This window comes from Vibrio sp. SCSIO 43153 (genome assembly GCF_023716625.1).
Classification (GTDB): Bacteria; Pseudomonadota; Gammaproteobacteria; order Enterobacterales; family Vibrionaceae; genus Vibrio; species Vibrio rotiferianus.
Genome location: NZ_CP071855.1, coordinates 509,910 through 523,533 on the forward strand (window position 1 = coordinate 509,910; position 13,624 = coordinate 523,533).

A 13,624-nucleotide genomic window follows, 5' to 3' on the forward strand; every position below is an offset into this window, starting at 1 on the left:
AGAATGATTTATGTCTCAGGGATACTTTGAATTTCCCAATATTGATCCGGTTTTAATCTCTATTGGTCCTGTTTCTGTTCGTTGGTATGGTTTGATGTACTTAGTCGGCTTCATGTTCGCACTATGGCTAGCAAATCGTCGTGCAGATAAGCCGGGTAGTGGTTGGACGCGTGAGCAAGTTTCTGACTTGTTGTTTGCGGGGTTCCTTGGGGTCGTCATTGGTGGTCGTGTTGGCTACGTAATTTTCTACAACTTCGACTTATTCTTAGCCGATCCGTTGTACCTATTTAAAGTCTGGACTGGCGGCATGTCGTTCCATGGTGGTCTGTTAGGTGTTATCACAGCAATGTTCTGGTACGCGCGTAAAAACGGCCGTACTTTCTTTGGTGTCGCTGATTTTGTTGCGCCGCTAGTACCATTTGGTCTTGGTATGGGACGCATGGGTAATTTCATGAACAGCGAACTTTGGGGGCGTGTAACGGATGTGCCATGGGCTATCATCTTCCCGAATGGCGGTCCACTGCCTCGCCACCCATCTCAGCTTTATGAGATGTTCTTAGAGGGCATTGTACTGTTCTTCATCTTGAACTGGTTTATCAAAAAGCCTCGTCCTTTAGGTGCAGTATCAGGGCTATTTTTAGCTGGGTATGGTACATTCCGTTTCCTAGTCGAGTTTGTTCGCGAACCGGATGCACAGCTTGGTCTATTTGGTGGTTACGTTTCGATGGGACAAATCCTATCTTCACCGATGATCATTCTGGGTATTCTTATGATGGTTTGGGCGTACAAACGTGGTCTTTACCAAGACAAAGTCCAAGCAGAAACGAAGTAAGGAATTGGTGTGAAACAGTATTTAGATTTGTGTCAGCGTATCGTTGACCAAGGCACTTGGGTTGAAAACGAACGTACAGGTAAACGCTGCCTAACGGTGATCAACGCAGACTTGACCTACGATGTTGCTAACAACCAATTCCCATTAGTGACAACGCGTAAGAGCTTTTGGAAAGCAGCGGTTGCTGAACTACTTGGTTACATCCGTGGCTACGACAACGCTGAAGATTTCCGTAAGCTAGGTACGAAAACATGGGATGCGAACGCAAACCTAAATGAAGCATGGTTGAACAACCCATTCCGTAAGGGCGAAGACGACATGGGACGCGTATACGGCGTTCAAGGTCGTTCATGGGCGAAGCCAGATGGCGGTCATATCGACCAGTTGCGTAAGATTGTGGATGATTTGACGCGCGGTGTTGATGACCGTGGTGAAATCCTAAACTTCTACAACCCGGGTGAGTTCCATATGGGGTGTTTGCGTCCATGTATGTACAGCCACCACTTCTCACTGTTAGGTGACACGCTGTACCTAAACAGCACGCAGCGCTCTTGTGACGTTCCGCTAGGTCTGAATTTCAACATGGTTCAAGTGTATGTGTTCTTGGCAATCATGGCGCAAATTACAGGTAAGAAACCTGGTCAGGCTTACCATAAGATTGTTAACGCACACATCTACGAAGATCAGCTTGCACCAATGTGTGATATTCAGTTGAAGCGTGAGCCACTAAAAGCAGCGACCTTCCACATCAACCCAGAAATCAAATCTCTAGAAGATTTAGAAACATGGGTAACCCTAGATGATTTCTGGGTAGAAGGTTACGAGCATCACGATCCAATTCAGTACCCGTTCTCAGTTTAACGAGTATATTGAGCTTTCTAAGCCGCCTTTATGGGCGGTTTTTTTATGCCCGAAGGGTGGGAATAGGAGGGAACGCTTCGTCCTGTGGAACGCTTACGCTTTGAGGTATGAGGGCGTCAGTGCAGGGATGTGAGAGGAAATAAAAGATCCCCAACTCGCTCGAGCCTCGCTCTTGGGGATGACGTGCAATCACTCTGAAGTCAAACGGTGTCATTCCCTCAAGCATTGAATGACCGTAGTCTCAGTTTACTCTGGGATTAAGAGCTTGAGAAAGTTTCGCTACGAGGCTAGGGAGCGGACTTTGTCGTAAGGAACGCTTCGCTCCGAGACGTGAGAGGGAATAAAAGATCCCCAATTAGCTCGTACCTCGCTCTTGAGGATGACGTTTAATCATTCTGAACTCAAACGGTGACATTCCCGAAAGTGACAAAGGAGTGTAGTCGGGAATCTCTTTTACCGCAGCTTTCTGGATGATTAACAAATTGAGAGCGCCTTGCTTTAGGAATCGAATGAAAGCCGTTTGGATTTTAAAGGCGTTGACCGGAGTTGTTCCTAGAAAGACAAAACAAGTTCGCTTCCCCAAAACGAAAAAAGGCCCCACCGAAGTGGAGCCTAAAATAAGCGATGGTAATCTTACTATTATGCTGTCAGAGCAAGGATAGAGCCTGGTAGCACGATGAATACTGCTAGTAGGTAACCTGCTACAACCGCTTTGTTCTTAATAGCCATTTCTGAAATCACTTCTGCACATTTCACTGGAATCTCACGTAGGAACGGGATACCGAAGATGAACAGTGTCGCCAGAATGTTGAACGTTAGGTGTACTAGTGCAATTTGTAGTGCGAATACTGCGAACTCACCAGATACAGCTGTTGCTGCTAGTAGAGCCGTGATACATGTACCGATGTTTGCACCTAGAGTGAACGGGTAGATGTCACGTACTTTTAGAACACCTGAGCCAACTAGTGGAACCATTAGACTTGTTGTCGTAGAAGAAGACTGAACAAGAACAGTTACTACAGAGCCCGATACGATACCATGGATAGGACCACGACCGATTGCGTTCTTAAGGATGTCACGTGCACGACCAACCATTAGGCTCTTCATTAGCTTACCCATAACAGTGATAGCTACGAAGATAGTAGCGATACCTAGAGCGATTAGCGCTACGCCACCCATAGTGTCGCCAAACGTTGCTAGCGGCTCTTTGATTGCGCTTACTACTGGTTTAGTGATTGGCTTGATGAAGTCAAAGCCTTTCATGCTCATATCACCAGTGTTTAGTAGCGGTGATACCAACCAGTGAGAAATTTTCTCTAGGATGCCGAACATCATTTCCAATGGTAGGAAGATCAGTACAGCAAGTAGGTTGAAGAAATCGTGGATTGTTGCACTAGCGAATGCACGTTTGAATTCTTCTTTACAACGTACGTGGCCAAGCGAAACAAGAGTGTTTGTTACGGTTGTACCGATGTTTGCACCCATTACCATAGGGATAGCGGTTTCTACAGGTAGACCGCCTGCAACCAAGCCTACAATAATAGAAGTTACGGTACTTGAAGACTGGATCAGTGCCGTAGCCACCAAACCGATCATTAGACCTGCGACTGGGTGAGACGCAAATTCAAAGAGTACTTTAGCTTGATCGCCAGTCGCCCATTTGAAGCCGCTACCAACCATAGATACTGCTAGAAGAAGCAGATACAACATGAATGCCAAGTTAGCCCAGCGTAACCAGCGAGTCGTGCTCGAGATTGGTGCTGCTGTAGAAGTAGCTTGGTTCATCATAATTTTCTCCGTGGACCTTTCAGTTCGTTTATTTGGTCTGTTGTTGAAACTGAGGGCGATGTTAGAGATGAAATATTTCAGTAATATTACAGTTCGATTTCTATTGGGAATTTTTATTATTCTTTTTGATAATTAGTCGAAAAGAAAAAGCCATATAGTTTCAAGTTGTTGATTTTTAATGATTAAATTTTGTATAAATTGTCTGTAGATGATTGTGTACAGGATTGAAAAAGTGCGTTTTGCTTCAAGTTTTATGACAGTATGAATCTGATAACTTCGAAAAAACCATACTCTTTATTGATTATTGTAAGTTTTGCCGAATATCTTGTTAGTCGTTGTCACATTTGATATAAAAAAGTCATCTTTTTAGCGGGGCTGTCGATGTCACATTTAAACTATAACCACCTTTATTACTTCTGGATGGTATGTAAGCAAGGTTCAGTTACTAAGGCTGCAGATGCATTGTTCTTGACGCCACAAACAGTGACTGGCCAAATTAAAGCCCTTGAAGATCGTATGAAGGGGAAGTTGACTAAGCGAAATGGTCGTACTGTTGAGCCAACTGAGTTAGGGCAGCTAGTATTCAAGTATGCCGACCGTATGTTTGGATTGAGCTACGAAATGCTCGATATTGTTAACTATAGCCAACACTCCAATATCCTGTTCGAAGTCGGCGTTGCCGATGCCCTTTCTAAACGCCTCGTCAGTAAAGTGCTGATGACCACAGTTCCTGAGGACAACAGCATCCATTTACGTTGCTACGAGTCGACTCACGAGCTTCTATTAGAGCGTTTATCACAACACAAGCTGGATATGATTCTTTCTGACTGTCCGGTGGATTCGACACAAAGCCCAGGTTTGTACAGCAAAAAACTAGGTGAAAGTAGCATGAGCTTTTTCGCTTCGTCTGAAATAGCTGATGTGAAGTTTCCTGAAATCCTAGAGAAGAAAAAACTACTCATCCCAGCGAGTCGAACGGCAATGGGAAGAAAAGTATTGCAGTGGTTTGATCGTCAAGGTTTACAGCCAGACGTTTTGGGTGAGTTTGATGATGTTGCGCTTATGAAGGCTTTTGCTCGTTACCGTGATGATGTCATCTTCTTGGCACCGACGGTGTACATGTCTGAGATTGAAGATGATCGAAATTTGCAATTGATTGGGCATGTTGACGATCTAAAGGAAGAGTATTACGTCATCTTTGCCGAGCGGATGATACAACACCCTGCAGTAAAGAATGTGTGTGATGCAGATTTTAGCCAAATGTTTGAATGAACACGTTTCGTTGCTCAAACAAATAGATTACTATCGATAAAATTATAAGTCGAAATTATAAAATCTTTGTAACACAACAAAACAACAAACTGGCCAAAGTTGGAAAAGTAAGTTGTAGCTAGAGGTCCAACACATGAATCTACAAGAAATGGAGAAAAACTCCGCTAAAGCCGTCGTGTTGCTCAAGGCGATGGCAAATGAGCGACGACTACAAATTCTTTGCATGTTACACAATCAAGAGCTATCGGTTGGGGAACTGTGTGCGAAATTAGAGTTAAGTCAGTCTGCTCTGTCTCAGCATTTAGCTTGGCTTCGTCGTGATGAATTAGTTGCGACAAGAAAAGAAGCGCAAACGGTATACTACACATTGAAGAGCGATGAAGTAAAAGCGCTAATTCAAACACTTCATGGCCTTTATTGTGCAGAAGCAACTGCGTAATGACAGGTCACGAATCAGAAAAGCTGGCACTGCCAGCTTTTTTATTATCTTGAATTCGAGCTTTGCTGAAATTTAGATATAAAAAAACCGGCGTTAGCCGGTTTTTTCTTCACTGTATAATCAAGTTTCTATTAAAGAGCTTTGATTTGTGCAGCGAAACGAGACTTATGACGTGCTGCTTTGTTCTTATGAACAAGGCCTTTAGTCGCCATGCGGTCTAGGATAGGTGTAACTGCAGCGAATGCAGCAGTTGCAGCTTCTTTGTCGCCTGCTTCGATAGCAGCAACAGTTTTCTTCATGTAAGTACGCATCATTGAGCGACGGCTAGCATTGTGCTGACGACGTTTCTCAGCTTGGATAGCGCGCTTCTTAGCAGATTTACTATTTGCCAAGGGTCTAACTCCCAAAAACTTATTTCTATGACAATTTAAGGGCGAGGACTATCCCTCATTTGCGCCTAAATGTCAAATGATTTGTGCAAAAACCAATCGAAACCAAAACAAATTTTGGTAACAAAGGTCATCGCGGTTAAGATGGCGGGGATTCTAACAGTATTTTTAGACCATTGCTAATAATTATCCGCTTAGATCTAACAATAACTGGATATATTTTTTACGCCCATTTGGAGCTTTCAAAGGCTTAAAGGAATAGGGTTGGCTATCTTTTGGTGATATTCCGAGGTTACAGTGAGTAAACGACTGCTCAAGTCAGGCATGATCGTCAGTGCCATGACATTAATTTCGCGCGTTCTAGGTTTAGTTCGTGACGTAGTGGTAGCAAACCTGATGGGGGCCGGTGCAAGCGCTGACGTCTTCTTTTTTGCCAACAAAATTCCTAACTTTTTACGCCGCCTATTTGCTGAAGGCGCTTTTTCTCAAGCTTTTGTTCCGGTGTTGACGGAGAGCCACGCACAAGGGGACATGGATAAAACGCGAGAATTGATTGCTCGCGCTGCTGGTACGCTTGGTGTGATTGTCTCGATCGTCACTATTATAGGTGTACTGGGCTCTGGAGTGGTTACCGCTCTATTCGGTTTTGGCTGGTTCTTGGACTGGATGCATGGTGGTCCGTCAGCTGAGAAGTTTGAACTTGCCAGCGTAATGCTCAAGATTACCTTTCCTTATTTATGGTTCATCACTTTTGTTGCCTTATCGGGAGCCATTCTCAATACACTAGGTAAGTTTGCGGTTTCTTCTTTTACTCCCGTCTTCCTCAATGTAATGATCATTTTGGCGGCGTGGTTTATTTCTCCGCAGATGTCACAACCAGAGATTGGTCTTGCCATTGGTGTTTTTCTGGGTGGTTTGGTTCAGTTCTTATTTCAAATTCCTTTCCTTATTAAAGCGGGAGTTATGGTCAAGCCCAAATGGGGCTGGCGTGATCCGGGTGTAGTGAAAATCCGCACACTGATGATTCCAGCTTTATTTGGTGTGTCAGTAAGCCAAATCAACTTATTGTTTGATACCTTTATTGCTAGTTTCCTACAAACGGGTTCAATCAGTTGGCTTTACTACTCAGATCGCTTATTGGAATTCCCATTAGGTCTGTTTGGTATTGCTATTGCGACCGTAATTCTACCTGCGTTATCACGTAAGCACGTAGATGCTCACAGTGAAGGCTTTGCACACACGATGGACTGGGGTATTCGTATGGTGACCTTATTAGGTATTCCTGCAATGCTTGGTCTGATGGTGTTGGCAAAACCAATGCTGATGGTTTTGTTCATGCGTGGAGAATTCTCACCACAAGACGTACACCAAGCTTCTCTCTCTTTATTAGCGTATGCATCGGGCTTACTTAACTTTATGTTGATTAAAGTGCTTGCGCCGGGATATTACTCGCGCCAAGACACTAAAACACCGGTGAAATACGGCATCATTGCAATGCTGACCAACATGGTCTTCAACGCGATCTTCGCATACTTCTACGGTTACGTCGGTCTCGCGATAGCGACGGCCTTGTCTGCCTTTGTGAACATGGCGCTGCTCTACCGCGGTTTACATATTGCGGGTGTGTACCAAGTAACCAAACGAACGGTCTTCTTTATTATACGTTTGATGGTTGCGGGGGCTGCCATGGTTGCAGCAATTTTGTGGCAGTTAGAAGACATGTCGGTATGGCTAAATTGGAGCTTTGCTCACCGTAGTGGCGTGCTGGGAATGTTGATAGCACTGGGTGCCAGCGTTTACCTTGCCGTAGTGTTTTTACTCGGCGTACGTTTAAAAGACCTAAAAGCTGGGACAGAATAAGGTGGATTGGTATATAATCCGTCAGTTTCACACAGTGCAAAGTAAAACAGAGGCAGAAAGCAGTATCCAATGGAACTGATTAGAGGTATTCACAATATCAAGTCGCGCCATCACGGTTGCGTACTGACTATTGGCAATTTCGATGGCGTACACAGAGGCCATCAACAAGTATTGCAGCAAGTGTCAGAACAAGCGGAGAAACTTTCGTTATCTTCAGTTGTGATGACCTTTGAACCTCAGCCGATGGAGTTGTTTGCCCGAGATAAGGCACCGGCAAGGTTAACAAGACTGCGAGATAAGTTTGTTCAGTTGAGTAAGCTCAGTATTGATCGCTTGCTGTGTGTTAACTTCAATCGCCATTTTGCCGACCTAACTGCGGAAGAGTTTATCCGTGACTTGTTGGTGGAGCGATTGGGTGTTAAGTTTCTGGTCATTGGTGATGATTTTTGCTTCGGCAAAGGTCGGACTGGCAACTTCGCAATGTTACAAGAAGCTGGGAAAAAGTATGGCTTTGAGGTCGTGAGTACCCAGAGCTTTTGCCTACAGCAATTACGAGTGAGTAGCACCGCTATCCGCAAAGCACTGGCTCGTGATGATTTGCATTCCGCACATGAGATGCTGGGAAGAAACTACAGCATCAGCGGTCGTGTTTCACACGGAAGAAAGCTAGGTCGAACCATCGGGTTCCCTACCGCAAATATTCCGTTGAAACGCTGTGTATCTCCGGTTTCCGGAGTTTATGTTGTTCAAGCGCTTGGCTTAGGAGATAAGCCAGTTGGTGGTGTCGCTAACATTGGTCAAAGGCCAACAGTGAATGGTGTTCGCCAACAGTTAGAAGTACACTTATTCGACTTTCACGCTAATTTATATGGCAGACAGCTAGAAGTGGAACTTTTGCACAAACTTCGAGATGAGCAAAAGTTTGAGTCGTTTGAAGCACTTAAACAACAAATTGAATTGGATGCTGAAGCAGCAAGGGTGTGGCTGCGTCAGCTTAAGCGTTGAGCGGTTTATTCCACCGTCCAACATAATGTCTAATTTTCGCCCAATATAACGGAATTAAGAATCGATGAGTGAGTATAAAGATACCCTGAATTTACCTGAAACAGGGTTTCCAATGCGCGGCAACCTGGCCAGTCGTGAGCCAGAAATGCTTGAGCGTTGGTACAAAGAAGATCTTTACGGTGAAATCCGTAAAGCTAAGAAAGGCAAAAAGTCATTCGTATTGCACGATGGCCCTCCTTATGCGAACGGTGACATTCACATTGGTCACGCACTAAACAAGATTCTTAAAGACATTATTATTAAATCCAAAACACTTTCAGGTTTTGACGCACCATACATTCCAGGCTGGGACTGTCACGGTCTGCCAATTGAACTGATGGTAGAAAAGAAAGTAGGCAAACCAGGCCAAAAAGTGACGGCAGCTGAATTCCGCGAGAAATGTCGTGAGTACGCTGCAGGTCAGGTTGAAGGTCAGAAAGAAAGCTTCAAGCGTCTTGGTATCATGGGTGAATGGGACAAGCCATACCGCACTATGGATTTCGCTACTGAAGCGAACATCATCCGTGCACTTGGTAAGATCGCAAGCAAAGGTCACCTACTGAAAGGTTTTAAACCAGTTCACTGGTGTACAGACTGTGGCTCAGCTCTTGCTGAAGCAGAAGTTGAGTACAAAGATAAAGTATCGCCATCTATCGATGTTCGCTTTAAAGCGGCAGACGAAGCGGCACTGCTATCTAAGTTTGAACTGACTGAAGGTCATGAAGGTCAAGGTGACGTATCTATCGTTATCTGGACAACAACGCCATGGACACTGCCAGCAAACCGCGCAGTATGTCTACGTGATGATCTAGAGTACGTACTTATCCAAACAGAAGGTGACAACGCTGAGCGTATCATCGTGGCTTCTGAACTGGCGAAAGACGTAATGGATCGTGCGGGTATCGAGCACTTCCACAACCTAGGCTTCGCGAAAGGTTCGGATCTAGAGCTTTCTCAGTTCCAACACCCATTCTACGATTTCACAGTACCGGCGATCCTTGGTGATCACGTTACGACTGATTCAGGTACTGGTGTTGTTCACACTGCACCTGGTCACGGTCAAGAAGACTTCGCGGTTGGTAACAAGTACAACCTAGAAGTGGCTAACCCAGTTGGCTCAAACGGTGTTTACCTACCGGATACTGAGCTATTCGCAGGTCAGCACGTATTTAAAGCGAATGATGCAGTAGTAGAAGTACTGAAAGAAAAAGGTGCACTACTACACCACCACGCATACGAGCACAGCTACCCACATTGTTGGCGTCATAAGACTCCAATCATCTTCCGCGCAACACCACAATGGTTCGTATCAATGGACCAAGCAGGCCTACGTGCTAAAGCACTAGAGTCAATCAAGAGTGTTGAGTGGATGCCTGAGTGGGGTCAAAGCCGTATCGAAGGTATGATCGAAGGTCGCCCTGAGTGGTGTATCTCTCGTCAACGTACTTGGGGTGTGCCAATTGCTCTGTTCGTTCACAAAGAAACAGCAGAACTTCATCCAAACACATTAGAGCTTATCGAGAAGGTAGCTCAGTTGGTTGAAGAGAAAGGCATTCAAGCATGGTGGGATGTTGATTCAGCAGAACTACTAGGCGACGAAGCAGACCAGTACGAAAAAGTACTAGATACGCTAGACGTATGGTTCGATTCAGGTGTTACTCACTTCTCTGTTGTTGATGCTCGTGAAGAGTACAACGGCAACAGCGCAGACCTATACCTAGAAGGTTCTGACCAACACCGTGGTTGGTTCCAGTCTTCTCTAATTTCATCTATCGCGATGAAAGACGAAGCACCTTACAAACAAGTGCTGACACACGGTTTCGTGGTTGACGGTCACGGTCGTAAGATGTCGAAATCTATCGGTAACGTGGTTGCACCAAAAGACGTAACCAACAAGCTAGGTGCTGACATTCTTCGTCTATGGGTTGCTTCTACTGACTACACTGGTGAAGTTGCGGTTTCTGATGAAATCCTAAAACGCAGCGCAGATGCGTACCGTCGTATCCGTAACACAGCGCGTTTCTTCCTTGCTAACTTAAGCGGCTTCAACCCAGCAACGGACATCGTTCCTGCAGAGGAAATGGTGGCACTAGACCGTTGGGCAGTTGGTCGTGCACTAGCAGCACAAGAAGAGATCATCAAAGCGTACGATGAGTACAACATCCACACAGTAACTCAGCGTCTAATGCAGTTCTGTTCTATCGAGATGGGCTCATTCTACCTAGACGTAATTAAAGACCGTCAGTACACAGCGAAGCAGGGCGGTCACGCTCAACGTAGCTGTCAGACTGCACTTTACTACATCGTAGAAGCGCTAGTTCGTTGGATGGCACCAATCATGTCGTTCACTGCAGATGAAATCTGGAACGAAATGCCAGGTGAGCGCGACAAGTTCGTATTCACTGGTGAGTGGTTCGATGGACTGTTTGGTCTTGCTGAAGGCGAAGAGCTAAACAACGAGTTCTGGACTGAAATCCAAGCGGCTCGTGGTGCGGTAAACAAACTTCTAGAAGATGCGCGTAAAGAGAAAACTATTGGTGGTGCGCTTCAAGCTGAAGTGACTCTATTTGCTGATGACGCTCTAGCAGCGAAAATCAACAAACTAGAAGATGAACTACGCTTTGTGCTATTGACTTCAGCAGCGACAGTGAAGCCTCTAAGTGAGAAGACTGATGCAGCGCAAGCGACGGATATCGAAGGTTTGTTCGTTGAAGTAGCAGCAGCACAAGGCGAGAAGTGTGATCGTTGTTGGCACCACACGCCAGACGTAGGCACAATCGAAGGTCACGAGAAGATCTGTGGTCGTTGTGTGTCTAACGTTGACGGCGAAGGTGAAGTACGTAAATTCGCGTAATTGTCTCCAACGACTGAACTTTTTTTAAAATTAACAGCCCCAGTATTTACTGGGGCTGTTTGTAGGTAAAGTAATGAGTGAAAAAGCACTGACATTAAAGCAATCTGGAGTTCGCTGGTTGTGGTTAGCGATTCTGGTATTTATTGCAGATATTGGCATCAAATTGGTGGTGATGGATAACATGGGCTACGGATGGGCAAACCGAATTGAGGTGCTGCCATTCTTTAACCTACTGTACGTTCATAACTACGGTGCGGCATTCAGCTTCTTGAGTGATCAGGCTGGTTGGCAGCGCTGGTTGTTCACGGGTATTGCATTCGTTGTAACAGGTCTTTTGACCTACTGGATGAGCAAGCTCCCTGCGAAAGAAAAGTGGAACAATATCGCCTATGCATTGATTATCGGTGGTGCAGTGGGTAACGTGTTTGACCGCGTAGTTCATGGTTTTGTTGTTGATTACCTAGACTTCTTCTGGGGAAATTACCACTGGCCAGCATTTAACCTTGCAGATACGACTATCTGTATTGGTGCAGCAATGATCATTCTTGATGGCTTCCGCAAAAAGGATGCTGACAAGTAATCTTTTGCGATATATCGAATAACCCTAAGCGTCGTCGGTTGATTCTGGCGACGCTTTTTAGTATACCCGTCATATTTGAAGCTGCAGCGTTGTTGACTGCGATAATTCCCCCTAATCACATAGCGCACTATGCTCATAGGGAGGAATTATCTTGTCGCCTAGCCGCAACTCCAACTATTTAGGATATACACCAAGAAAAACAATAATGACCTCAAGGAAGCAGTAACGTGACAACAATAAATCAAGATTCAGCAGTAACGCTGCACTTCACCATCAAAATGCAAGATGGCTCTGTAGCAGACAGCACACACAACATGGGTAAGCCTGCTAAATTCGTGATGGGCGATGGCAGCTTGAGTGAGAACTTTGAGCAATGCCTACTAGGCTTACAAGTAGGTGAACAAAAGGCCATCGAACTAAAAGCTGCTGACGCTTTTGGTATGCCGAATCCAGACCATATCCACCATATGGATCGCACTAAGTTTGTTGGCGAAGCGGAAGTTGAAGTCGGCACAATCATGGCGTTCAGCGGTCCAGATGGTATGGAAATCCCAGGCATCATTACTGAGATTGCTGGTGACTCAGTAACAGTGGACTTCAACCATCCACTTGCGGGGCAAGACGTGACTTTCGAAGTCGAAATTTTGTCAGTAGAATAGCGACCCAAATAAAAGATAACTTCCATGAGCAATGAAATGAAAATCCTGTTAGCTAACCCACGTGGTTTCTGTGCTGGTGTTGACCGTGCGATTAGCATCGTAGAGCGTGCGCTAGAGATGTATCAGCCACCAATCTATGTTCGACATGAAGTGGTACACAACCGCTTTGTGGTTGAAGGTCTAAAGCAGCGTGGTGCTATCTTCGTTGAAGAATTGCACGAAGTGCCGGACGATAATATTGTGATTTTCTCTGCTCATGGTGTGTCACAAGCGGTTCGTCAGGAAGCGAAATCTCGCGACCTAACCGTATTCGACGCGACTTGTCCGTTGGTAACCAAAGTACATATGGAAGTAGCGCGCGCGAGCCGTCGAAATATGGAAGTGGTGCTGATTGGTCACGCTGGTCACCCAGAAGTGGAAGGCACAATGGGTCAGTACTCTAGCGAGACGGGCGGCATGTACCTTGTGGAAACGCCAGCCGATGTCGAGAAGCTAAAAGCGATCGTAAAAGATCCATCTGATCTGCACTACGTAAGCCAAACCACATTGTCTGTTGATGAAACCGCAGATGTGATTGAAGAGCTACGTCGCGTATTCCCAGAGATTCAAGGGCCGCGTAAAGACGATATCTGCTATGCAACACAAAACCGCCAAGACGCAGTGCGTGAGCTTGCAAACGATGTAGATGTGATGGTGGTCGTGGGTTCCAAGAATTCATCGAACTCAACGCGTCTAAAAGAGCTGGCAGAGAAACTCGGCACGCCTGGCTACCTGACTGACTGTCCAGAAGACATTAAGCCTGAATGGTTTGAAGGTAAAGGCAAGGTTGGTGTGACTGCTGGTGCATCTGCGCCTGAAGAGTTGGTTAATCAAATCCTAGATCGTATCAAAGAGTTGGTTGGGGCACAGGCAGTGGATGAAGTGCTTGGTCGTGAAGAGAGCATGTTCTTCGAAGTACCAAAAGAGCTGCAAATCAAGCAAGTCGATTAAGACAATTCGAATGCTAAAAAGGCGACCACAAGGTCGCCTTTTTTAATTGGATATTT

Annotated in this window: 12 protein-coding genes; 10 read left to right on the forward strand and 2 right to left on the reverse strand. The window is 45.4% G+C overall.

Going from position 1 to position 13,624, the window contains the following annotated elements; translation table 11 throughout:
- The first annotated feature begins 10 nt into the window (after nucleotides 1-10).
- Both lgt and J4N37_RS02355 read left to right on the forward strand, forming a co-directional pair.
- On the forward strand, nucleotides 11-832 hold the full coding sequence (lgt, locus tag J4N37_RS02350; protein ID WP_010445993.1) for a prolipoprotein diacylglyceryl transferase: 822 nt from the start codon (nucleotides 11-13) through the stop codon (nucleotides 830-832).
- A gap of 9 nt (nucleotides 833-841) precedes the next feature.
- Complete coding sequence (locus J4N37_RS02355) at nucleotides 842-1,693, forward strand: thymidylate synthase (protein ID WP_252041602.1); 852 nt, start codon at nucleotides 842-844, stop codon at nucleotides 1,691-1,693.
- Between the two features lie 639 nt (nucleotides 1,694-2,332).
- Here J4N37_RS02355 and J4N37_RS02360 read toward each other — a convergent pair.
- Nucleotides 2,333-3,481, reverse strand: coding sequence for a Na/Pi symporter (locus J4N37_RS02360; protein ID WP_252041603.1), 1,149 nt, complete (start codon nucleotides 3,479-3,481; stop codon nucleotides 2,333-2,335).
- Nucleotides 3,482-3,862: 381 nt separating this feature from the next.
- On the opposite strand from J4N37_RS02360, the gene nhaR reads away from it, so the two are divergent.
- Together nhaR and J4N37_RS02370 are read left to right on the forward strand one after the other, a co-directional pair.
- Nucleotides 3,863-4,753, forward strand: a complete 891-nt coding sequence (gene nhaR / locus J4N37_RS02365; RefSeq protein WP_009707695.1) for a transcriptional activator NhaR — start codon at nucleotides 3,863-3,865, stop codon at nucleotides 4,751-4,753.
- Nucleotides 4,754-4,886: 133 nt separating this feature from the next.
- Nucleotides 4,887-5,192: an ArsR/SmtB family transcription factor gene (locus J4N37_RS02370; RefSeq protein WP_005447923.1), complete on the forward strand. Its 306-nt coding sequence runs from the start codon at nucleotides 4,887-4,889 to the stop codon at nucleotides 5,190-5,192.
- A gap of 131 nt (nucleotides 5,193-5,323) precedes the next feature.
- Here the strand turns inward: J4N37_RS02370 and rpsT are convergent, their stop codons facing one another.
- A complete protein-coding gene (gene rpsT, locus J4N37_RS02375; RefSeq protein WP_005440571.1) occupies nucleotides 5,324-5,584 on the reverse strand; it encodes a 30S ribosomal protein S20 in 261 nt (86 codons plus the stop codon).
- Between the two features lie 294 nt (nucleotides 5,585-5,878).
- Between rpsT and murJ the strand changes: the two genes are divergently transcribed.
- From murJ to ispH, 6 genes are all read left to right on the forward strand, one after another.
- Nucleotides 5,879-7,441, forward strand: a complete 1,563-nt coding sequence (gene murJ / locus J4N37_RS02380; protein WP_010446005.1) for a murein biosynthesis integral membrane protein MurJ — start codon at nucleotides 5,879-5,881, stop codon at nucleotides 7,439-7,441.
- 69 nt (nucleotides 7,442-7,510) lie between these two features.
- Nucleotides 7,511-8,446: a bifunctional riboflavin kinase/FAD synthetase gene (ribF, locus tag J4N37_RS02385; RefSeq protein ID WP_010446007.1), complete on the forward strand. Its 936-nt coding sequence runs from the start codon at nucleotides 7,511-7,513 to the stop codon at nucleotides 8,444-8,446.
- A gap of 64 nt (nucleotides 8,447-8,510) precedes the next feature.
- Complete coding sequence (gene ileS, locus J4N37_RS02390; protein WP_252041604.1) at nucleotides 8,511-11,339, forward strand: isoleucine--tRNA ligase; 2,829 nt, start codon at nucleotides 8,511-8,513, stop codon at nucleotides 11,337-11,339.
- 73 nt (nucleotides 11,340-11,412) lie between these two features.
- The gene (gene lspA / locus J4N37_RS02395; protein ID WP_005440576.1) at nucleotides 11,413-11,919 is read left to right on the forward strand and encodes a signal peptidase II; all 507 of its coding nucleotides are present in this window, start codon (nucleotides 11,413-11,415) and stop codon (nucleotides 11,917-11,919) included.
- 227 nt (nucleotides 11,920-12,146) lie between these two features.
- On the forward strand, nucleotides 12,147-12,578 hold the full coding sequence (gene fkpB, locus J4N37_RS02400; protein WP_005447933.1) for an FKBP-type peptidyl-prolyl cis-trans isomerase: 432 nt from the start codon (nucleotides 12,147-12,149) through the stop codon (nucleotides 12,576-12,578).
- A 24-nt stretch (nucleotides 12,579-12,602) separates the two neighbouring features.
- Nucleotides 12,603-13,568: a 4-hydroxy-3-methylbut-2-enyl diphosphate reductase gene (gene ispH, locus J4N37_RS02405; protein WP_252041605.1), complete on the forward strand. Its 966-nt coding sequence runs from the start codon at nucleotides 12,603-12,605 to the stop codon at nucleotides 13,566-13,568.
- Nucleotides 13,569-13,624 lie beyond the last annotated feature (56 nt).